The organism is Nocardia sp. Marseille-Q1738 (genome assembly GCF_965283145.1).
On sequence record NZ_CBDIMS010000006.1, the window covers coordinates 318,180 to 338,989 of the forward strand.

16 protein-coding genes and 1 pseudogene are annotated in these 20,810 nt (G+C 68.9%); 7 read left to right on the forward strand and 10 right to left on the reverse strand.

The features are described 5' to 3' along the window. Positions 1 to 40: 40 nt before the first annotated feature. Positions 41 to 1,105 carry a phosphotransferase family protein gene (locus ACWPXK_RS23090; RefSeq protein ID WP_454198353.1) on the reverse strand — a complete coding sequence of 355 codons (1,065 nt, stop codon included), beginning with the start codon at positions 1,103 to 1,105 and terminating at the stop codon, positions 41 to 43. Between the two features lie 80 nt (positions 1,106 to 1,185). On the opposite strand from ACWPXK_RS23090, the gene pabB reads away from it, so the two are divergent. Continuing rightward, complete coding sequence (gene pabB / locus ACWPXK_RS23095; RefSeq protein WP_454198262.1) at positions 1,186 to 3,414, forward strand: aminodeoxychorismate synthase component I; 2,229 nt, start codon at positions 1,186 to 1,188, stop codon at positions 3,412 to 3,414. 15 nt (positions 3,415 to 3,429) lie between these two features. Here the strand turns inward: pabB and ACWPXK_RS23100 are convergent, their stop codons facing one another. Then, complete coding sequence (locus ACWPXK_RS23100) at positions 3,430 to 3,927, reverse strand: hypothetical protein (RefSeq protein WP_454198263.1); 498 nt, start codon at positions 3,925 to 3,927, stop codon at positions 3,430 to 3,432. Between the two features lie 390 nt (positions 3,928 to 4,317). Here ACWPXK_RS23100 and ACWPXK_RS23105 point away from each other — a divergent pair, with 390 nt between their 5' ends. Next, on the forward strand, positions 4,318 to 6,363 hold the full coding sequence (locus ACWPXK_RS23105) for a TerD family protein (protein ID WP_454198264.1): 2,046 nt from the start codon (positions 4,318 to 4,320) through the stop codon (positions 6,361 to 6,363). Between the two features lie 8 nt (positions 6,364 to 6,371). Here ACWPXK_RS23105 and ACWPXK_RS23110 read toward each other — a convergent pair whose 3' ends face one another. The 5 genes from ACWPXK_RS23110 to ACWPXK_RS23130 all read right to left on the reverse strand — a co-directional run bounded on the left by ACWPXK_RS23110 (position 6,372) and on the right by ACWPXK_RS23130 (position 12,157). Further along, complete coding sequence (locus ACWPXK_RS23110) at positions 6,372 to 7,088, reverse strand: TetR/AcrR family transcriptional regulator (protein WP_454198354.1); 717 nt, start codon at positions 7,086 to 7,088, stop codon at positions 6,372 to 6,374. 8 nt (positions 7,089 to 7,096) lie between these two features. Further along, the gene (locus tag ACWPXK_RS23115; RefSeq protein WP_454198355.1) at positions 7,097 to 8,326 is read right to left on the reverse strand and encodes a cytochrome P450; all 1,230 of its coding nucleotides are present in this window, start codon (positions 8,324 to 8,326) and stop codon (positions 7,097 to 7,099) included. Positions 8,327 to 8,477: 151 nt separating this feature from the next. Continuing rightward, positions 8,478 to 9,896: a DUF1254 domain-containing protein gene (locus ACWPXK_RS23120; protein ID WP_454198265.1), complete on the reverse strand. Its 1,419-nt coding sequence runs from the start codon at positions 9,894 to 9,896 to the stop codon at positions 8,478 to 8,480. A gap of 309 nt (positions 9,897 to 10,205) precedes the next feature. Next, positions 10,206 to 11,618 carry a DUF1254 domain-containing protein gene (locus ACWPXK_RS23125; RefSeq protein WP_454198266.1) on the reverse strand — a complete coding sequence of 471 codons (1,413 nt, stop codon included), beginning with the start codon at positions 11,616 to 11,618 and terminating at the stop codon, positions 10,206 to 10,208. 248 nt (positions 11,619 to 11,866) lie between these two features. Next, positions 11,867 to 12,157, reverse strand: a complete 291-nt coding sequence (locus ACWPXK_RS23130; RefSeq protein WP_454198267.1) for a hypothetical protein — start codon at positions 12,155 to 12,157, stop codon at positions 11,867 to 11,869. Positions 12,158 to 12,548: 391 nt separating this feature from the next. Between ACWPXK_RS23130 and ACWPXK_RS23135 the strand changes: the two genes are divergently transcribed. Then, positions 12,549 to 12,824 carry a hypothetical protein gene (locus ACWPXK_RS23135; protein WP_067480140.1) on the forward strand — a complete coding sequence of 92 codons (276 nt, stop codon included), beginning with the start codon at positions 12,549 to 12,551 and terminating at the stop codon, positions 12,822 to 12,824. A 122-nt stretch (positions 12,825 to 12,946) separates the two neighbouring features. Here the strand turns inward: ACWPXK_RS23135 and ACWPXK_RS23140 are convergent, their stop codons facing one another. Together ACWPXK_RS23140 and ACWPXK_RS23145 are read right to left on the reverse strand one after the other, a co-directional pair. Continuing rightward, positions 12,947 to 13,279 (reverse strand): VWA domain-containing protein, encoded by a 333-nt coding sequence (locus tag ACWPXK_RS23140; protein WP_454198268.1) that lies wholly within the window; start codon positions 13,277 to 13,279, stop codon positions 12,947 to 12,949. A gap of 154 nt (positions 13,280 to 13,433) precedes the next feature. Beyond that, positions 13,434 to 14,246, reverse strand: a pseudogene (locus ACWPXK_RS23145) (TerD family protein); the annotation flags it as partial. Positions 14,247 to 14,455: 209 nt separating this feature from the next. On the opposite strand from ACWPXK_RS23145, the gene ACWPXK_RS23150 reads away from it, so the two are divergent. The 4 genes from ACWPXK_RS23150 to ACWPXK_RS23165 all read left to right on the forward strand — a co-directional run bounded on the left by ACWPXK_RS23150 (position 14,456) and on the right by ACWPXK_RS23165 (position 18,525). Beyond that, positions 14,456 to 15,601 carry an AI-2E family transporter gene (locus tag ACWPXK_RS23150; protein ID WP_454198269.1) on the forward strand — a complete coding sequence of 382 codons (1,146 nt, stop codon included), beginning with the start codon at positions 14,456 to 14,458 and terminating at the stop codon, positions 15,599 to 15,601. A gap of 142 nt (positions 15,602 to 15,743) precedes the next feature. Next, the gene (locus tag ACWPXK_RS23155) at positions 15,744 to 17,042 is read left to right on the forward strand and encodes a bifunctional o-acetylhomoserine/o-acetylserine sulfhydrylase (protein ID WP_454198270.1); all 1,299 of its coding nucleotides are present in this window, start codon (positions 15,744 to 15,746) and stop codon (positions 17,040 to 17,042) included. Positions 17,043 to 17,335: 293 nt separating this feature from the next. Then, a complete protein-coding gene (locus ACWPXK_RS23160; RefSeq protein WP_454198271.1) occupies positions 17,336 to 18,175 on the forward strand; it encodes a hypothetical protein in 840 nt (279 codons plus the stop codon). 176 nt (positions 18,176 to 18,351) lie between these two features. After that, on the forward strand, positions 18,352 to 18,525 hold the full coding sequence (locus ACWPXK_RS23165; RefSeq protein WP_454198272.1) for a CsbD family protein: 174 nt from the start codon (positions 18,352 to 18,354) through the stop codon (positions 18,523 to 18,525). Positions 18,526 to 18,615: 90 nt separating this feature from the next. Here the strand turns inward: ACWPXK_RS23165 and ACWPXK_RS23170 are convergent, their stop codons facing one another. After that, positions 18,616 to 20,745 (reverse strand): MMPL family transporter, encoded by a 2,130-nt coding sequence (locus tag ACWPXK_RS23170; protein ID WP_454198273.1) that lies wholly within the window; start codon positions 20,743 to 20,745, stop codon positions 18,616 to 18,618. Positions 20,746 to 20,810 lie beyond the last annotated feature (65 nt).

Consider the following 20,810-nt stretch of genomic DNA (forward strand, 5'->3'; position numbering starts at 1 on the left):
TCTACCGATTTTCGGTCAACTATCGGCAACATCCCGACAGTCACTCCATGAGCCGGTGCGCCCGCTCGAACAGCTCCAGCGTGATCGCGTGCAGGAAATCGCCCACCTGCCTGGGCGCCTTGCCCGCGAACGCGCGGGCGTGCGTGCCCTCCAGAACGATGCCGAGCTTGAAGCAGGCCAGCACCGTGTACCACGGCATGGCGCTCAGATCCCGATCGGAGAACCGCCCGTAGTGCGCGATCATCTCCTCCGGCGCCGGCAGCCCGCCGACCGCGCCGAGCTTGCCGACCAGCGCCGCGCCGGTGGTACCCGGCTCCGGCCGGGTGGCGATCTGCCAGCCGAGGTCCAGCAGCGGGTCACCGATGGTGGACATCTCCCAGTCCACCATCGCCGCCACCTGCGGGCCGTCGAAGGAGAACATCATGTTCGCCAGATGACAGTCGCCGTGCAGGATGCCGGGCGTCCACTCGGCCGGACGGTTGCGCTCCAGCCATTCACCCACCGATTCCACGCCGGGAATCTGCGGGCCCGGGTAGCCCTCGTTGGCCGAGTACGACTCCAGTTCACCGAGCCAGCGCGGCACCTGACGTTCCAGGAAGCCCTCCGGCTTGCCGTAATCGGCCAAGCCGAGCGCCCGGTAGTCCAGCGCGCCGAGCCGCGCGATGGCCTCGACCGCGGACAGACCCATCTGCCTGCGCATCTCCGGATCGCTCGCGTGCAGTTCGGGCAGTTCGTTCTGCGGGTTGAAACCGTCGATCGGCTCCATCAGGTAGAAGACCGCGCCCAGCACCGATTCGTCGGGGCAGGCCGCGATCACCCGGGGTGCGCGCACCTCGGTGCCGCCCAGCGCGCCGAGCAGACGGGCCTCGCGCCGGATCACGTCGTTGCTCTTGGCCCGCAGGTGCTTCGGCCCACGGCGCAGCACGTACGCCCGGCCACCGCGGGTGAAGCGGAGCATGATGTTCTGCGTGCCGCCGCCCAGCGCGGTCACGTCCTCGAATTCACCCGCGGGCAGACCCTGCTCATCCATCCACTTGCCGACGACGACGAAGTCGACGACCGCGGGGTCCACGTCAACCGGTTGCGCAACAGACATGCCCCACATTGTGCACCACCGCACGAGACGAACTGAAGGCAGATGACAACAGTTTGCGCCGACCAGCGCGGCGTAGGGTTTCGAGAACCATGCACACGCTGTTGATCGACAATTACGACTCGTTCACCTACAACCTGTATCAGCTGATCAGCGCGGTGAACGGCGTCGAGCCGACGGTCGTGCGCAACGATGAGGCGCGCACGGTCGCCGAGCTCGGTCTCGGACGCTTCGACAACGTGGTCATCTCGCCGGGACCGGGACGGCCGGACGTGCCGCGGGACGTGGGAATCTCCGCGGCGGTGATCGCGGAGACCGGCCTCCCCTTGCTCGGGGTATGCCTCGGCCATCAGGGCATCGTGGTCGCGGCGGGAGGTCTGGTCGCCGAGGCGCCCGCCGCCAGACATGGCCATCTCGATCGGATCGAGCACGACGACCGGGATCTGTTCGACGGAATCCCGCAGGGTTTCACCGCCGTGCGGTATCACTCGCTGTGCGCGCTGCGGCCGCTGCCGGACGATCTGGAGGTCACCGCGGTGGCCGCCGACGGCGTCGTCATGGGTGTGCGGCACCGCACGCGCCCGCAGTGGGGGGTGCAGTTCCATCCGGAATCGATCGCCAGCGAGTTCGGCGCGGCACTGCTGCGCAACTTCGCGAAGCTCACGGCGGCGCAGCGGATTGCGCCGCGCTTCCCGGATTCGCGCGGATCGGTCGAGGTGCAGCGCGAAGTCGTGCCGGAGGCGGTGGGCTTCCCGCCTCCCGCGGCACAGGCCACCGCCGAGACGCGCGTTCCGCTGGCGCCCGCCCAGTTCCCGGCCGCCGCGGCCGGATTCGAGCGTTCGCGCGAAACATCCTCCGCGCGAACGCGCACCGAACCTCCACCGCGGCGGACCTTCCGGCTCCACCAGGACGTGATCGAGCGGGCCATCGACACCGAGAGCGCTTTCGTACGGCTGTACGGCAACTCCCCCACGGCGTTCTGGCTGGACAGCGAGCACGTGGAACCAGGAGCGGATCGGTTCTCCTTCCTGGGCGACGCGAGCGGTCCGCTGGCGGAAGTGCTGCGCTACCGCGTCGGCGACGGCGAGGTGACCGTGGAAACGTCGGACGGGCATCGGCGCACCGTCGGCGGCGGCATCCTCGACTTCCTGGCCGCCGAGCTGCGGACGCGCCGGCTCGAATTGCCCGATCTACCGTTCGATTTCGCCGGTGGATATGTCGGTTACCTCGGCTACGAAGTCAAAGCCGACTGCGGCGGGACCGCGGTCCATCGCGCGCCGACCCCGGACGCGCAGTGGATCTTCGCCGACCGGCTGGTGGTGGTCGACCACGTGGGCGGCCGGACGCATCTGCTCGCACTCAGCGACACACCGGATACCGCCCGGTCCGGCGCGGACTGGCTGCGCGACACCCGCGAGACCTTGGAAACCCTTCCGACCTGGTCGAATCCGCCGACGCTCGAACTGCCGCCGGACGGCGACGCGGTCGCACCGCTGCTCACCCGCGGCCGGGAGCGCTATCTCGCCGATATCGCGGTATGCCAGGAGCGTCTGCACGCGGGCGAGTCCTACGAGATCTGCCTCACCGACAGTGCGACGATTCCCGCCGCCGCGGCCGACGGGCTGGATTTCTATCGCACGCTGCGCCGCTGTAACCCGGCGCCGTATGCCGCCTACCTGCGCTTCGACGACCTCGACATCGCCTGCTCGTCACCGGAGCGGTTCCTGAAGATCAATCGTCACCGCGTCGTGGAGAGCAAGCCGATCAAAGGCACCGCGCCGCGCGGCGCCACGCCCGAACAGGACGAGCGCCTGCGCCGGGAGCTGGCCGACAGCCCGAAGACCAGGGCGGAGAACCTGATGATCGTCGACCTGCTGCGCAACGATCTCGGCCGGGTCTGCGAGATCGGCAGCGTGTACGTGCCGAAGCTGATGGCCACCGAGCAGTACGCGACGGTGCATCAGCTGGTGTCGACCGTGCGCGGCAGGCTGCGGCCGGAGGTCGGCGTCGTCGACTGCCTGCGTGCCTGTTTTCCCGGCGGCTCGATGACCGGCGCGCCGAAGCTGCGCACCTGCGAGATCATCGACGAGCTGGAAACCGAAGCACGCGGGGTCTATTCGGGCACCATCGGCTTCCTCGGGCTCGGCGGCACCGCGGACCTCAACATCGTGATCCGCACCGCCGTTCGCTACGACGGCCACTGGCGGATCGGGGCGGGCGGCGCGATCGTGCTCGACTCGGACCCGGCGGACGAGTACCGCGAAGTGCTGCTCAAGGCGGCCGCCACTTTGCGGGCCGCCGCCGATCACGCGCACCGCTGATCTCGAGCACCGTCGCTATTTGCGCCGCCTGGTGGGCTTTCGCCGCGGCGGCTCGGTCTCTTGCTGCTCCGGCGCGCTGAGGCCGGTCAGTTTGCCCAGCAGCGAGATGCCCGGCAATTTGGCCAGCTTCCCGAGCACGTCCTCGCCGAGCGAGATCATCGCCTCCAGCCTGGGTAGCAGCCGGTCGTAGGCGGCGAAGGCAGGGTCGGCGAGCGCCAGGGTGCGGTCGAGGCGATCGATCGTGGAATTCAGCCGCTCGACCGCGATCGAGAGCCGCTCGATCAGGTCGGGTAGCTGCGCGGCCAGCTGGGCCGAGGCGGGCGGTAGCCGCACCGCCGCGTCGAACGCCGATGACGCGGTCAGCTGCGCGGCTTCCAGCGCCTGGCCCGCCGCCGTCTGGGCCGCTTCGACCGCGGCCTGCGCGGCGTTCAGGACGTCGGCGGGTCCGGGCACGCGCCCGCCGGACAACTTCGGGGTCGACGGCTTACGACCCGGGGGTTTCGGGTTCGTCATGAGAACACTGTGCCGTACCGGACAGCAGGCGCGGGGTATTGCCCGAACCAGCCGGTTTGTGTCCAGGCTCGATTGCCTCGGCACGCCACCGTACCCAGCCCGAGCGACGCGGCGACTTCGACGCGATCCCTGCGGGCACGGCCCATGCCGGTGCGGCCATAGCGTCTGGGCCGCGGCGGGCTGGTCGCCGATCGCGAGCACGAACATGACCATCATCCGGAAGGCCGGCGGCCGACATATCCGCGCCTGGCAGGTAGTCAGCGCACGACACCGCCGACAGCTCGCACCCATTCGGACAGTCGGCTGTGCAGTACGCACGATCGCGCCCCGCCGAGTGAGATCACCTCGCGCGTTCGGCGTGTCGGAGGGTCGTGGCATAGTTCGAGCACCATGAAACTCAGCAAGGGCGCGAACGCAGCAGTACCGACATCCCTTCTAGCCGTGGTTGTTTCATGGCGATCGGACCATGCTGTGGACGCGCACGCCTTGCTGCTGGATGCCTCCGGCGCGGTGCGCTCGGACCGGGACCTGGTGTTCTACAACGCGCCGCGACATGTCTCCCAGGCGGTCACGCTCGACCAGGAACCCGCACCGCGAACCGCGCGGCTGAGCGTCTCGCTGCCGCGTACCGAGGCCGACGTCGATCGTATCGTCGTCTCCGGCTCGGTGGACGGGGCGACTTTCGGCGAAATCCACGGGTTGACCGTCGCCGTGCACGCCGTCGACGGGGCCGTCGTGACGTTCGACATCGACGACGTGGACGCGGTGCCCGCCCTGATGTTCGGCGAGTTCTACCGCCGCGACGGGCAGTGGCGGTTCCGCGCCATCGGGCAGGGCTGGTCCAGCGGACTGGCGGGATTGGTCACCGAGTTCGGCGTCCAGGTCAACGATCCGTCCGAGCCCGCCCGCACCACGCATCCGACCAACCCGTTCCGGGTGCACCGGCCCGCCCGCACTCCACCTGCGCGGGAACGGCTTTCGAACATACCGAGGACGCAGCCGGAGCCAGCGCCCGGAACGCCCGATCTCGCTCCGGCTCGGCATCGTCCGCACGGGCAGTTACCCTCCGGCCTGTCGCGCGGGAACGAGGAGTCCGCGACGGCGCCGCTCGAGCGGCCGGATGGACCGAGCGGCGTCTCGGAAGACGCTCCGGTGCTCCGGATCGCCGAGGACCACAGCCCCGCCGATATCTCCCCGGGACAGGGCGAACGCGGCCGGGCGACGCAGCCCGGCTACGGCGAAACCGCATGGCCACGCACCGACCTGCTCGACCGTCGGGAGACTTCGGTCATGCCCCGGACCCCCACCCACCGTCCGGTCGATCTGACCCGGTACACCACGGAAACCGCACCGATCGCTCCCCCGCCTCCCCCGAATCCCGAACGCGCCGATTGGCATCCGGATCCCGATAACCCGCAGCGCATGCGCTGGTGGGACGGTACGGAGTGGACCGGCGACGCCTACCTGCGTCCCCCGCCCGGCGGTCGGCACTGCGAACGCTGCGGAAGCCCGCTGCGCCGCAAGTTGTTCGGCGGTCTCGCGCCCTGCGGCCGGTGTGAGCCGGAGATCGAGGAGTACCTCACCCACTGGCACGCTCGCGCCTGGCGGGTGCTCACCACGCACGGTCCACGCGGCCCCGAATGGGCGGCCCTCTGGGCGTCGTTGCGTTATCAGCGCATCGATGCCGACGCGGGCCGCTTCGCGCTGCGTGACCTGGCGCAAACTTATGTGGAGCGCCTGGTCACTTTCGCCTTCGCCGATGGCGAGGTCAGGGCGGCGGAACTGGAACTGTTCGAGCAGGCGGTGACCGAACTCGGGCTCGGCGGCCCGCTGATCGAGGATCTGCGCCGGCGCATGCACCGCGGCAACACGCTGTACCGGCTGCGCTCGGGCGACCTGCCGGTGGTTCGCACGCCGGGCCTGCACCTGGACCCCGAGGAGACGGTGCATCTGGATCTGCCCGCGACGCATGTGCGTCAGCTGGCCCGCGGCCCGAAGCTCACCGAGGGCAGGCTGATCAGCAGCAACAAGAAGCTGCGCTTCGTCGGCGCCGGCGCGGGCACCGAAATGCCGTGGTCCCGCGTGGTTTCCGTGCACGCCGAGCAAGGCTGCGTGGTGATCGCGGCCACCTCGGCACGCGGTGGCGCGAGGTTCGCCGTCGCCGATCCGGACTACGTGGCTGCCGCGCTGGAAGGCGCCCTGCGCGTAGCCAAGCGACTGGTGCTCACCCCCGGCCAGCGCGACACCCGCAGCATCCCGCAGGAGGTGAAAGCGCAGGTCTGGCAGCGCGACGGCGGCAAATGCGTGGAATGCGGCGACGGGCACTACCTGGAGTTCGACCACATCATCCCGCTCAGCCGCGGCGGCGCGACCAGCGCCGCCAACCTCCAGATCCTGTGCCGCTCCTGCAATCGTGCCAAGGGCGCCCGCATATAGAGCACGGCTCAGTCGACGAGCAGACCCGCCGTCCGCCCGAGATCGGCGAGCATGGCGTCGAACAGGATCTCCGGATTGTCCAGCGGGATCGGGTAATTCCCGAACACCTCGAGCGTGACGTGACCGTAGAGCCGCGCCCAGATCTGGATCATCAGGTAGGTCACCCCGAGATCCAGTTTCTCGGCGGGGAACTTCTGACCGGATTCCGACAGCGCCGCCAGCAGTTCGGTCTGGAAGTGCGCCAGATCCTCGCGCAGCTCCGGCGGGATGACGTCGGTGGGCGGCGTGACGATGTCGTAGTTCGCCAGCAGCCGGCCCGTCGCGGCGAGGAAGATCCGGCCGAACGGCTCGTCGAAGCGGCGGGCCTGCCCGGCGCCGGGCGAGGCGAACACCAGGGTGAACTCCCTGGTATGTGCCAGCGCCCAGCGCCGGAAGCCACGGCAGATGGCGAAGAACTGCACCGCGCCGTCGTCGGGCAGCGTGGCGATCTCGGCGGTCAGCTCCTCGGCCAGGTCGGCGCAGAAGTCCAGCCGCAGTCGCTCCAGCAGGTCCTCCAGCGACTTGTAGTACCGGTACAGCGCGGGAGCGGTGACACCGAGCTCACGCGCGATGGCCCGCAGGGTGACCGCGTCGGGCCCGCGCTCGACCAGCAGCGCGCTGGCGACCCTCCGGATCTCGGCGTCGGTCACCACCGGGGCACGGCCTCGTGGTTTGGACTGTTGCACCACTCGATTCAAGCGTATTCGACGTCCCAGCGCTTGATCCCGTTCAGCCAGCCCGAGCGCAGCCGCACCGGCTCGGACACCTGCCGCAGGTTCGGCATCACGTCGGCGATGGCGTTGAACATCAGATCGATCTGCAGCCGGGCCAGGTTGGCGCCGACGCAGTAGTGCGTGCCGGTGCCGCCGAAGCCGACGTGCGGGTTCGGATTGCGCAGCACGTCGAAGGTGAACGGGTCGGCGAACGCGTCCTCGTCGAAATTGGCCGAGCTGTAGAACAATCCGACCCGCTGGCCCTGCTTGATCTCCTGGCCGCCGAGCACGGTGTCCTGGGTCGCGGTGCGCTGGAACGCGGTGACCGGGGTGGCCCACCGGACGATCTCGTCGGGCGCGGTGCGCGGACGCTGCTGCTGGTAGATCTCCCACTGCTCGGGGTGGTCCACGAACGCCTTCATGCCGTGGGTGATCGAGTTCCGGGTGGTCTCGTTGCCCGCGACCGACAGCAGGATGACGAAGAACGCGAACTCGTCCGAGCCGAGGTGCTCGCCGTCGATGTCGGCGTTGACCAACTGGGTGACGATGTCCCCGGCCGGGCAGGCCCGCCGCTGCTCGGCCATGTTCCAGGCGTAGCCCATCACCTCGGCGGTCGCGGCGTGGTGGTCGCCCTCGAACTCCGGGTCGTCGTAGGAGATCATCTGGTTGGACCAGTCGAAGATCTTCTTCCGGTCCTCCTGCGGGATGCCGATCAGCTCGGCGATGGCCTGCAGCGGCAGCTCGCAGGCGACCTGCTCGACGAAGTCGCCGCCGCCGGTTTTCTTGGCCTCGTGCACGATCCTCGCGGCGCGTTCGGTGAGCGCGGCGCGCAGGCTCTCCACGGCGCGCGGGGTGAAGCCCTTGGAGATGATGCGGCGGGTCTTGGTGTGCTTGGGCGGATCGAGGTTCAGCAGCAGCATGTCGCCGAGCATGTCGATCTGCTCGCGGGTGGTCTCCTCGTTGAACCGGATGATCGCGGTGTTCTGCTGGGAGGAGAACACCTCCGGGTTCTTGGAGATCTCCTTGATGTGCTCGAGCTTGGTGACGACCCAGTAGCCGCCGTCGTCGAAGCCGCTGGCCCGGTCGGGCTGGGCGCACCACCACACCGGGGCGGTGCGGCGCAGCTGGGCGAACTCTTCGATGGGCAGGCGGGTGGCGAGCAGGTCGGGGTCGGTGAAGTCGAATCCTGCGGGGATCGAGGGCGTGGTCACGGGCACGGCTAACTCCTACCGGTCTGGGCGCGGACCGCACGACGTTGTGGGGAACACGGTCCAAGAAGATGCAACCACAGGAACCACGTCCGTGAACAGCGTTTAGTAAAACCCGTTTATTTTTGTCCCGCGCTGGACTTGGGCGCGACGGCTAGCTCAACCGCAGCGGCGTGAGCGGCGGCGGTTGCCAATGCCCTTGCACTGCCTCGGCTTTCGGCGCGAACAGGCGCAACGTCAGCGAGAATTGGCCCGAATCCGGAATGGGCAGCCAGTTTCCGGCGGGAACGCTCGGTCCAGGATCTCCGTACTGAACCGCGATATCCAAGGAGCCATCGGGATTGAGCACCACCGGAACCTGATAGCCCACCGAGTAGATCCCCGCCGGGTTGGGCACCAGCTGGCTGTCGGCGTCGTAGGCGGTCAGCGACCAGAACGCGTCGGCCGGTGGTAGCCGGCCGGGTGCGAAATGCAGCCGGAAACGACCCATGCTGCCGCGGGCGTCCGCCGACGCGAACAGCGTCGGAGAGAAGATGTTCTCGCGCAGACCGGCGCCGACGCCTATCCGGGCGATGATGGCGCGCAGTAGGTAGTCGGTGCCATACCTGCCGACCTCGGGGTCGATGAGCCAGCCGTCCTCGTTGACCATTCGTGCGCCGATATACACCGGGATCTGCTGCTGGGCGGTTTCCACCGCGGCGGTGAGTTCGGTATCGGAGAGTCCGTGGACCTTTCCACCCGGCCGAATCCCGATGGTCGCGAAGTGTCGCATGGCGGGCGCGTCCTCCCGCGCGGGCGGATTTGTCGACATCACCGCGCACATCCGGTCGAAGAAGGCGCGCGCGTCCATCTCCGCGATCTGCTCGGAGGGCGGCTGCGCCGTCGACAGCCCGCCGGGCGGCGCGGCGCGCGGCTCCCTGGCGTTCGTCCACACGCTCAGCGGAACCAGTTTCAGCTCCTGCTGCAGCGCGCGAACGACCGGCAGGTCATCGTCTCCGTCGAGCTGAATTCGGACGATCAGCCATACCGTCGGCGTCGGCATCGGCATCGGGGTGAGGCCGCTGGGCAGCACTCCCGACCAACCCGGGCCGGTCACCACGTAGGTGTACGGCGGCACCGCCGACTTCGCCTGGGGCCGGACACTACTCGGGTTGTGCACATTGTTCGTCCAGGCGTCGAGCAGTTGCACCAACCAGAACCGCCGACCGCCCATCGCGGGAACTTGCAGCACCATCGGCTCGGCCCCCAGATCGAGCCAGGCGGTCGAACGCAACGTGTCCCGGTCCAGCCGCACGACGTCTCGCTGGGCCGGGGTGGGCAACGCGGCGGCGTGCTGGAGTCGGTTGGCGGGTGTGGCCGTCTCCGCCGCCACGCGGGTGAGATCCATCAACACCAACGGGTAGCCGAATATGTAGGCGTCCCTCGCGATCGTGGCGGCGTCGTCCGGCACGGCGGGGATCTCGTCGTCGGATCCGCCGCATGCCGCCAACCCAAAGGCGGCCACCGATGTCGCCGCCATACCGAGCGCCGTGCGCCGCGACATCGTGACCTTGCCGTCGGTCCTGTGATCCATGATCCTGCTCCGCCTCCGATCCTATCGGGCCCGCGAGATCCGCACCGGAGTACAGCCACCAAGGTCGGTGAAAATCGCAGGTCAGAGGCCTAATTAGGGTACCGGTCCGACTGCGCGGCGATCGACGCGGCGGCTGGGTGCCAGCGGATTCGAATCCACGCAGCGATCGAGCCGGTCACCGCCGCAACCGTGGCTCATACGGTGGGCGGCCACCGGCGTTCGACCCCGAGATCTACCGGCTGCGCAACGCCGTCGAGCGCGGCATCAATCAATGGCTCCGATGACACGACTTTCGAAACAGGGCCTGGCTCACCGCAGCGGCGTGAGCGGCGGCGGACGCCAAATGCCCTTAAACGCTTGCATTTTCGGCGCGAACAGGCGCAACGTCAGAGAGAACTGGCCCGATTCGGGAATAGGCAGCCAGTTTCCCGTTGGAACGCTCGCGCCCGGATCGGCCCACTGGAGGGTGATATCCAGGGAGCCATCGGAATTGAGCACCACCGGGACATGGTGGCCGACCGCGTAGATCTCGGCTGGGTTGGGCACCAGGTAGAGATCGGCGGTGTAGGCGGTCAGCGACCAGAAGGCATCCACCGGGGGCAACTGGCCGGGCGCGAAGTGCAGCCGGAAACGCGACGGGCCGCCGCTGGCATCCGCCGTGTCGTACACGGTCGGGTAGATCGCGTCCTCTGGCAGGGCGGCGCCGAGACCGTTCCAGGCGATATCGGCGCGCAACAGGTAGTTGGTGCCGTAGCGGCCGGTGCCCGGGTCGAAGATCCAGCCGTTCTCGACGATCGTGGTCTCCCCCACGTATACCGGGATCTGCTGCCGTCCGGTGGCTACCGCCGTGGCGAGCTCGGCGTCGGAAAGGCCTTCGACCGAGCCACCGGGCTCGATGCCGATGCTGGCGAAGCGCCGCATCGCAGGGGCGTCCTCGGGTGCGGGCGGATTGACCTTCATCAGGGCGCACATCCGGTCGAAGAAGGCGCGGGGGGCCATCTCGGCCAGTTGCGCGGCTGGGGGCACCATCGGCCGGGTCGGTGGCACCGCAGGCGCGGGCACGTCCACTCCCGCGGTCCACATACTCAGCGGAGCCAGCTTCAACTCCTGCTGGAGAGCGCGGACCCTGGGCAGATCGGCGGGGCCGTCGAGCTGAATCCGGTTGATCAGCCACACCGTCGGCGTCGGCATCGGCAGCGGGGTCAGCCCCTCCGGCAGCGCCCCGGACCAACCGGGACCGGTCACCGCGTAGGTGTACGGCGGTCCCGCCGACTTCGCCTGCGGGCGCATGCTGCTGGGGTTGTGCACGGTGTTGGACCAGGCGTCCAGCAGTTGGGCCAGCCAGTAGCGCGGCCGATCCATGGCGGGGACCTGCAGCACCATCGGCTCCCGGGCCAGATCGAGCCACGCGAACGAGTCCATCGTGTCCAGATCCGGTCGTACCACCTCGCGCTGCTCTTGGGCGTCGAACGAGTTGGTGTGGCGGAACCGGTTGGCGGGAACGGCCGCTTCGGCCGTTACCCGTGTCAAGTCCATGAGCACGAGGGGGAAGCCGAAAACGTAAGCGTCCCTGGCGATCGCGACGGCGTCGCCGGGAACGGCGGACTCCTCGTCCTCGGATCCGCCGCACGCCGCCAAGCCGAGCGCGGCCAGTGATGTCGCCGCAAGGCCGAACGCCGAGCGCCGCGACAGCATGACCTTGTCGTCGGTCCTGTGCTCCATGATCCTGCTCCGCCTCCGATCCTATCGGGCACCGCGAGATCCGCACCGGAGTATAGCGGGCCTCGGCGGCGAAAATCGCAGGTCAGCGCCCTGATGACGGATCGGGCGCGCACGGCGGAACGATCGGCGCGTCGGCCGCGTACCAGCGGCCGCGGCGAAGCGCTCCGCGACCGACGCGCCGCGGACGATCCGTTCGTGCCGGGCGCGCCGACGCCACACATGTACGCGGGTCGCACCCGGGGTTGTGATCAGATCTCCAGGATGGTGTTCATGATGGTGCCCGCGCTGGTGGCCACCACGCCGCCGAGCATCGCCCCCGCGATCATCTTCGGCGACTGCAAGCCGCTGCCACTCCACTTCTCCCAAGCGAAGCGACCGCCCGCGTAAATGATGCTGACGATGCCGGACAGCAGCGCGAACCACGTGAAGTAGCGGACGAACCGTAAGAGCTTGTCCGCCAGGGGCGGCGCCTCCGGGGTCGGGTCGCCGATCTGCGCCAATGTCGTGAACGAATCGACCGACGCCAGAATGATGCTCACCGTCTACTCCCTATGTTCGATTACGATCCTGCCGCCCGCCGAGCCGCTGCGAAAGCTGTTCGGCCACCGATCAATTCGGCCATGGATGAGGATACGGCCCTGGGCGGCACCTGTGTGCGCGCTGTGCGGAACACCGGCGGACCGGGCAGCGGGATCAGAACCCGAGAGCCCCCACGTGGTCGTAGCGAACCCGCCGAAAAGTCCGGCGCTGCGCGACGGCCGGCGCTGGCGCACTTACCCCATCATCCAGAGCGACGGCCCACCCGGCAAGGAGGGAAGACGCGAACTTCCCTGTGCTGCACTGACCTGACTGCATCACGGCGAGCGAACGGATACGATCTTCACAGCGAATCCCTGCCCCCTGTCCCGAATCCAGAATGAGCGAACGACGATGATTTTGGCCGCCGCTTTTGACACCCTGGCGCAGATCGGCAACCCGACCCCAGAAGCACCGCCGATCTCCGACAAGTTCCTCCAACTGGTCCGCTACCTGACGTGGTTCGTGCTCCTGTCGGGCATCTGCGGCATCATCTACGCCGGTGGCCGCTTCGCCTGGGAGAAGTGGACCGGCGGCGGACTCGAGTCGCCGAAGATGGTGGCGGGAGCCATGATCGGCGGCGTGATCGCCACGAGCGCGGGCACCATCATGAACGCCGTCATCGGCTGATCGCGGACCCCCGTCCCGAAATTACACTCGGCCATAGCCTCTCGCTATAACGCTGGGCCGGCCGCAGGCAGGCTTCGCGCTGTTCGCCGCAAGCGTGCCGCCGCGAGGTCCGCGATGGCCGATCAACCCAGGATGCCCGCGGCACGCGCGGCGTGCAGCCAGTCCGGGAACTCGCCGAGCAGGCGCGTGTAGAGCTGGGCGTCGTCGACCTGATCGATGTCGTCGAGGGCGAAGAAGCCTGCGTTGTCCACCGCCCGGTCGGACAACTCGTCCAAGGTCCGCAGCAGGCCGTAGTTGGCCCGGCCGAGGCCGACGAACTGCCAGAAGGCCGGGAGCAGCGAGGCTTCGCGCATGAGGGCCGCGATCTCGCGCTTCTTGGCGAAGCCGCCGTCGGTGAAGAACAGCACGAGCGTGGGGCGGTCGCCGGGACGCAGCGAGTCGATGATGTCGCGCATGATCGGCAGTTCGTCGTTGCGGCCACCGAGCCGGTCGTAGTCGATGCCCCCGTGCGTTCCGCCGAGGTGCAGGAAGGTCTGGGCCCACGCCTTCGCCGTGCTCGACGGTGATATCGGGCAGCTTGGCGAAGGAGAGGGCGTAGAGGTATGCCTCCAGGGTGCCGTCGTCGTCGAGCTGAGTGGCCACCGGAATCATCCGCTGCACGACGCGATGCACCACTTGGTCGCGATACTGCCGGTTCATGCTGCCGGTCTTGTCGATCACGAGCACGACGCGGGCGCGAATCCCGAAGGCATCCCCCTCGATCAGGACTTTCGCGACCGCGCGCTTGCGCAGGTCCAGCGTGGCGCGCTTGTCGAAGGACAGCTCGGCCTCACCGGGCACGGTGAAGACGTCCACCGCCGCGGTGCCGGGAGACGGCGAAGCCGCGGCGATCGGGTCGGACGCCGGGGCGTCGCCTGGAGCGGGGTCGTCGTCCACACGCACGCCATGATCGGTGACGAGCGCGGCGAACCCGCCCGCGTAGCCTTGCCCGACCGCCCGCACCTTCCACGCCGCGTTCCGGCGATACAGCTCGAGCGCGATCACGACGGATTCGGTGCCCAGCCCCTCGATGCGGTACTCGTACAGCACGTTGCCCGCCTCGTCCGCGACCGTGGCGACGGGCGGGGCGAACCGGCCGAAGGTCGCCGCGGGATCGTCGAGCGTGAGCACCGCGCGCAGCTGCGCGATGTCCTCGGGCAGCTCGGCGAGTGAAACCGACAGCGCGGCAGGCGTTCCCGGCCGAAGCAACACGCCGGGGCCATTCGGCTGGTTGAAGAACACGAAGTCCGCGTCCGAGCGCACCCGGCCCGCTTCGGTCACCAGCAGCGCCGACACGTCGACCGCGGCCTCGGTCCGCACCGACACCAGCAGCCGGGCGGCGTCCAATGCCCCGTTCTGCCCTTTGACCAACGCGGCACCCATCGAAACTCCCAGCCATTGCGCCGAAATCGCTACCGCGATCAGCGTAGGTCCACCGCGGGAAGTACACGGACCTTCACCCGGGCACCGCGGACCCTCCTCGACGCCGCGTCCTCGTGCCAGACTGGGCCTGTGAGTGAGCGTCAGCGAGTGAACCGAGAACACAGCGCGCCCTCGCGCACGACGGAGCCGAGCGCCAGCGAGGTGAAGTCGTGAGCGAAGCGAGCAAGGACACCCGACCGGACGACAGCACGACGCGCGATCGTGGTGACGTCATCGGCGCGGGCATTCTGTGGCTGGCCAAGTGGGCGGTGTGCATTGTCGCGATCGCGGCGGGCGCGTGGGTGCTCGGATTCCTGATCGCCCGGCTGTGGGTGGTGATCCTGCCGGTGGCGCTGGCCGTGGTCGTCGCGACGGTGCTGTGGCCGCCGGTGCGCTGGCTCACCGCGCACGGCCTGCGGCCTGCACTCGCGGCAACGATCGGCGTGCTCGGCTTCATCGGTCTGCTGGCCGGCGTCATCGGGCTTATCGTGCCCTCGGTCGTGAACCAGGCGCCCGAACTCGCGGACAAGGCGAGCGAGGGCGTCAACCAAGTGCGGAAGTGGTTGCAGGGCCCACCGCTGAGACTGCGTGACGAGGAACTGGATTCGGCGGTCGACGCGATCGTGTCCCGGCTGCAATCCAGTTCCGAGCAGATCGCCACCGGCGTGTTCAGCGGCGTGAGCACCGCGACGTCGGTGCTGGTGACCCTGTTCCTCGTGCTGGTGCTCACGTTCTTCTTCGTCAAGGACGGGCCGCGGTTCCTGCCCTGGCTGCACAGCGTGTCCGGCAGTCACAGCGGCAGGCACTTGGAAGAGGTGCTGGGCCGGATCTGGGTGGTGCTCGGCGGGTTCATCCGCACGCAGGCGCTGGTCAGCCTGATCGACGCCGTCCTGATCGGCGCGGGCCTGGTGATCCTCGGGGTGCCGCTGGCGCTGGTGCTCGCGGTGATCACCTTCCTCGGCGGGTTCGTCCCGATGGTGGGCGCGTTCGTGGCGGGCGCGCTCGCGGTGCTGGTCGCGTTGGTCGGCAACGGCTTCGTCACGGCGCTGATCGTGCTCGGCATCGTCATCGCCGTGCAGCAACTGGAAGGCAATGTGCTGCAACCGATCTTGCAGAGCCGCACTATGCACCTGCACGCGGTCATCGTGCTGCTGGCCATCACCGCGGGCGGCTCGCTGTACGGGATCGTCGGCGCCTTCCTCGCGGTCCCGGTCGTCGCGATGGCCGCGGTGGTGCTGCGCTACGTCGGCGAGCAGATCGACGCGGCCACGGTGGCGCTGCCGGAGCCCGACAGCGAACCCGAATCCGCCGAGTAGCGGCAGCAGCCAGCGATCGTCGCGCACACCATCGTTGGAATCGGTCCGAATGTAACTCTCGCCGTCGCCCGGCGTCGTCCCTAGCGTGGATCAGCCGCTGTTCCAACCCCATCGATCGTCCACGCTGAGGAGGACCTTCCCGATGACCGAACCCGACCTGTCCACGGACTGGAGCTTCGAGACGAAGCAGATCCACGTCGGACAGATTCCGGACGGCGCAACGAACGCCCGCGCGCTGCCCATCTACCAGACCACCTCCTACACCTTCCGCGACACCGCGCACGCCGCGGCGCTGTTCGGTCTGGCCGAGCCGGGCAACATCTACACCCGGATCATGAACCCCACCCAGGACGCCGTGGAACAGCGCATCGCCGCCCTGGAAGGCGGTGCCGCCGCTCTGCTGCTGGCCTCCGGGCAAGCCGCGGAGACCTTCGCGATCCTCAACATCGCCGGGGCGGGCGACCACATCGTGTCCAGCCCGCGCCTCTACGGCGGCACGTACAACCTCTTCCACTACTCACTGCCCAAGCTGGGCATCGAGGTCTCCTTCGTCGACGACCCGGATGACGTGGAGCAGTGGAAGGCCGCGATCCGCCCGAACACCAAGGCGCTCTACGGCGAGACGGTGTCCAACCCGCAGAACCACATCCTCGATATCCCGGGCATCGCGAATGTCGCCCACGCGGTCGGCGTTCCGCTGATCGTGGACAACACCGTCGCCACCCCGTACCTGATCCAGCCGCTCGCGCACGGCGCGGACATCGTCGTGCACTCGGCCACCAAGTACCTCGGCGGGCACGGCGCGGCCATCGCGGGCGTGATCGTCGACGGTGGTCGATTCGACTGGACCGGCGGCCGGTTCCCCGGCTTCACCGAGCCCGACCCGAGCTACCACGGCGTCGTGTACGCCGATCTCGGCGCGCCCGCCTACGCGCTCAAAGCGCGCGTGCAGCTGCTGCGCGACCTCGGCGCGGCGGTCTCTCCGTTCAACGCCTTCCTGATCAGCCAGGGTCTGGAGACGCTGAGCCTGCGGATCGAGCGGCACGTGCAGAACGCGCAGGCCGTGGCGGAGTTCCTGACGACGCGCTCGGAGGTGACCACGGTGTCCTACGCGGGCCTGCCATCGTCGCCGTGGTATGAGCGTGGCCGCGCCCTCGCGCCGAAGGGCACCGGCGCGGTGATCGGCTTCGAGCTGGCCGGCGGCGTGGACGCGGGCAAGCGATTCGTCGAGGCGCTGCGGCTGCACAGCCACGTCGCCAATATCGGTGACGTGCGCTCGCTGGTGATCCACCCGGCCTCGACCACCCACTCCCAGCTGACGCCGGAGGAACAGCTGGCCGCGGGCGTCACGCCCGGCCTGGTCCGGCTCGCCGTCGGCATCGAGGGCATCGACGACATCCTCGCCGACCTGCGCACCGGTTTCGCCGCGGCGGGTTCCTGACGCGTATTGCCCCGGGCCACGCGCCCGGGGCAATCGCCATTTCCATATCAGGGGATTTCGCCGACAGCGGGGCGAAAGCCCGTTTCCCGCTTGATTTCGTGATTGCGGTCGATAAAACAAGCATAGAAACAGTTGCGATCGGCTCGCCCGCGCTGTTACCGATGTTCATGGCGCCCTTGGGCATAAGTCCGCCGCGGCCACCGCGCGCCGAGTGGCCGAATGAAGTTCGATTTTCACGCATCCGAAAGGGGTACCGGATCGAACTAGAAAGGTAGGTATATGTCCTCTTCAGAATGAAGGTGGGTAAGTTCATGGGCATAGAAACACCGGAAACTCCAGCACACCCCTTCTTACGCCGCGCCGCCACACTGGTCGTGGCGAGTGCCATCCCGCTGTCGGTGGTCGGCGCCGCGACCGCCACCGCGAACCCACTGGTGCCCGAGATTTCCATCCAGATTCCGTTCGCACCGGTACCCGCCGTCGCCGCTGTAGCCCCGGTCGCCGATCCCGCGGACCCCGGCGCCATTCCGCCCGACGCCGCTCCTCCTGCCGCTCCCGCGCCACCGGTTTCCACCGGACGCAACGACTCGAGCACCAACCGCCCGATGCCGGACCCGAACGTGCTCGCTCCCATCGTTCCACAGCGCCTGCACTTCCCCGGCGCTCCGGCCCCCCGGGTCGCGCCGATCGAGGCGCCCCCCGGCACGCTGCGCGTTGGTTCCGTCGTGATCGGCCGTCCTGATTTCCTGACTCCCGACCAGGGCAAAATGATCAACGACGCGATCGCGGGCCCGGAGGCGGGCATCGCGCAGACCTTTGATTCGGCAGGCTTCGAGCCGTCCCGCTCCGACCGTATCGCCGCGGACATCATCGGATCCACCGCGATCGGCGCGTCGGTGGGCAGCATGGTGGCCGCCCCCGTGGCCTCGATCGGAGCGGTCATCGGCGCGGTCTGCGGCGCCATCGCCGGTATTCCGATGATTCCCACCGGAACGATAGCCGTCATGGGCTTCGGTGCGGCCGTCGGCTACGGGTTCGTCGCATCACCGGCCATCGCTCTCGGTGCAGCCATCGGCGCCGGGGTCGGTGTCGCACAGGGACTTCTCACGCCGCCCACGGTTCCGGCCTCCTGATAACAGGATCGGACGCCTGACCCATTTCATACGCGCACGATTTACCAGGAAGACCCGGTTTCGGCCGGGTCTTTCTGTTCGCGAGGGAACACCGCACGTTTCGCTTCGCCGTGACCGGTTATCGCGATGAGGACCGGCGGATACGGCAGGCCGGTCGCCGCACAAGGAGGTTACCTATGAGCACCACCGACAAGGCGAAGAACAAGGCCGAGAAAATCGCCGGTCAAGCCAAGGAAAAGGTCGGCACGGCCGCCGATGACCCGAAGAAGAGGGACGAAGGCCGGACCGATCAGGTCAAGTCCGACCTCAAGGACGCGGGCGAGAAGGTCAAGGACGCCTTCAAGCACTGACCTCGCACGCAGGAAAGGACCCCTGGAGCGGATGGCCGCGGCGCGGTCGTCCGCTCTGACGCATCCGGGTCGTGAGGGAGCCCGCGGCGGCTATTTCTCCCGCGGCCCATGCGACTGATCTCCGCCCCCTGGACCGGCGACGGTGTCCTCGCCGACCGGCTGTCCTTCGTCCGCCACGAGGCGCAGCTCGCTCGGCCACCAGATAGTGCGGCCGATCAGGCTGAACAACGCCGGGATGACGACGGTCCGCACGACGAAGGTGTCGAGCAGGATGCCGAGGCCGACCACGATGCCGACCTGGGTGAGCGTGATCAGAGGGAGCACGCCGAGCACACAGAACACCGCGGCGAGCACGATTCCGGCGCTGGTGATCACCGCGCCGGTCACCGAGACCGCACGCACCATGCCCTGCGTGGTGCCGTGGCCAGGGGTTTCCTCGCGCGCCCTGGTCACGAGGAAGATCGTGTAGTCGACGCCGAGCGCGACCAGGAACAGGAACGCGAACAAGGGAACGCTGATATCCAGCGCGGGAAATCCGAACACCTGCGCACTCATCCAGCTGCCCAGCCCGAGCGCGGCCAGCGCGCTGAGCACGGTGACCGCCACCAAGAGCACCGCGGCGGGTATCGCGCGCAGTAGCACGAGCAGGACCGCGAGCACGACGACCAGGATCAGCGGAATGATCACCTCGCGGTCCTCGGCCGCGGCGGTCTGGATGTCCAGCACCTGGGCGTCGGTGCCGCCGACGAGCGCGTCCGCTCCGGGCACCTCGGCGAGCGACGCTCGTAGCGCCTCGATCGTGTCGAAGGCCCGCGCGGAAGCCGGTGGCGCGTCGATCACCACCGACCACCGAGTGAGGCCGGTCGGCGAGGTCCCCGTCTGCCAGGTCATCACCACCCCCTCGGTGGTGCGGAACGCCGCATCGATCCCCGGGACCGCGCCGCTGCGGGCGAGCACGATCGCCGGGTCGGACGCACCGGACGGGAAATGCTGCGCGAGCGTGTCGAATCCCTCCACCGATTCCGCGCGGACCCGGAACTGCTCGGTCTGCGAGAGCCCAACCCGCACCGTCAGCAAACCGGTCGCGCAGATGGCGAGCACCGCGATCGCGCACCCGGCGACCAGCGCGGGCCTGCGTACCACGCGCGCGGCGATCGTGTGCCAGACTCCCTGGTCGGCGGTGTCGCGGTCGTCGGCATGGGGCACGAACGGCCAGAACACGTTGCGCCCGCACAGCGCGAGAGCGCCCGGCAGCGCGAGCAGGACGAACCCCACCGCGATCAGCAACCCGAGCGCGGCCATCACACCGAGACTGCGGGTGCTCGGCACCGAAGCCAGCAGCAGCACCAGCAGCGCGGCGACCACCGTCATGTTGCTGGCCAGGATCGCGGGCCCGGCGCGCCGCACCGCCTGCCGCAACGCGGCACGGTGATCCGACGCCCGGTGCAGCTCGTCGCGGTAGCGCGACACCAGCAGCAACGCGTAGTTGGTGCCCGCGCCGAACACCAGCACGCTGGTGACGCCGGACGTCGAGCCGTCGAAGGCCAGCGGGGTCACGCGTGCCAGGGCGGTTCCGGCGCTGGTGGCGACCCGGTCGGCCGCGCCGACCACGGCCAGCGGCACCAGCCACAGGACCGGGGAGCGGTACGTCGCGATCAGCAGCACCGCGACCACGATGGCGGTCACCGCGAGCAGGGTGACGTTGGCGCCGGAGAACGAATCGGCGATATCGGCGCCGAACGCGGGACCGCCGGTCACCTGCAGGATCAACCCGTCGGGCAGCCCGTCACGCGCGGTGGAACGGATGTCCCGGATGCGGTCGGTCAGCGCGAACCCGCTCAGGTCGGCGTGCACCGGCACCTGTCCGATCGCCGCCTTCTGATCCGGCGACATGATCAGGTCGGCGGGCCCTGGCGACCGCCCAGTGGCACGGGTCACCGCCGCGATCGTGGCGTTGCGGTCGTCCTCGGTCAGGGTGCCGCCGTCGGCGCGGGTGACCACGATGATCGCGGCCGCCCAGCCCGCGTCCGGAAACTCGTCCAGAGCCTGTTCGACCCGGGCGGAGTCCGCCGACGGCGGCAGGGCGTCGGGCGCCTGGCCGGCCGCCTCGTTCTCCCCGACGGCTGCGATCAGTCCCACCGAGGCCGCGGCGAGCACGAGCAGCAGCACCCACGATCCGCGGGCGGTCACCAGCGACGCGTAGCGATCCCAAGCGCTCACCCGGCAACTCTCTCAGATCTTCGCCCGCGAGCAGGCGAGACACCCCGCCCGCACCACCAGCTGAC

Coding starts and splice junctions, on each gene's coding strand:
- ACWPXK_RS23105 (WP_454198264.1), top strand. CDS start 4,318: ATGAAACTCAGCAAGGGCGCGAACGCAGCAGTACCGACATCCCTTCTA.
- ACWPXK_RS23100 (WP_454198263.1), bottom strand. CDS start 3,927: ATGACGAACCCGAAACCCCCGGGTCGTAAGCCGTCGACCCCGAAGTTG.
- ACWPXK_RS23125 (WP_454198266.1), bottom strand. CDS start 11,618: ATGGAGCACAGGACCGACGACAAGGTCATGCTGTCGCGGCGCTCGGCG.
- ACWPXK_RS23160 (WP_454198271.1), top strand. CDS start 17,336: ATGAAGGTGGGTAAGTTCATGGGCATAGAAACACCGGAAACTCCAGCA.
- ACWPXK_RS23155 (WP_454198270.1), top strand. CDS start 15,744: ATGACCGAACCCGACCTGTCCACGGACTGGAGCTTCGAGACGAAGCAG.
- ACWPXK_RS23140 (WP_454198268.1), bottom strand. CDS start 13,279: ATGCGCGACATCATCGACTCGCTGCGTCCCGGCGACCGCCCCACGCTC.
- ACWPXK_RS23135 (WP_067480140.1), top strand. CDS start 12,549: ATGATTTTGGCCGCCGCTTTTGACACCCTGGCGCAGATCGGCAACCCG.
- ACWPXK_RS23165 (WP_454198272.1), top strand. CDS start 18,352: ATGAGCACCACCGACAAGGCGAAGAACAAGGCCGAGAAAATCGCCGGT.
- ACWPXK_RS23120 (WP_454198265.1), bottom strand. CDS start 9,896: ATGGATCACAGGACCGACGGCAAGGTCACGATGTCGCGGCGCACGGCG.
- pabB (WP_454198262.1), top strand. CDS start 1,186: ATGCACACGCTGTTGATCGACAATTACGACTCGTTCACCTACAACCTG.
- ACWPXK_RS23090 (WP_454198353.1), bottom strand. CDS start 1,105: ATGTGGGGCATGTCTGTTGCGCAACCGGTTGACGTGGACCCCGCGGTC.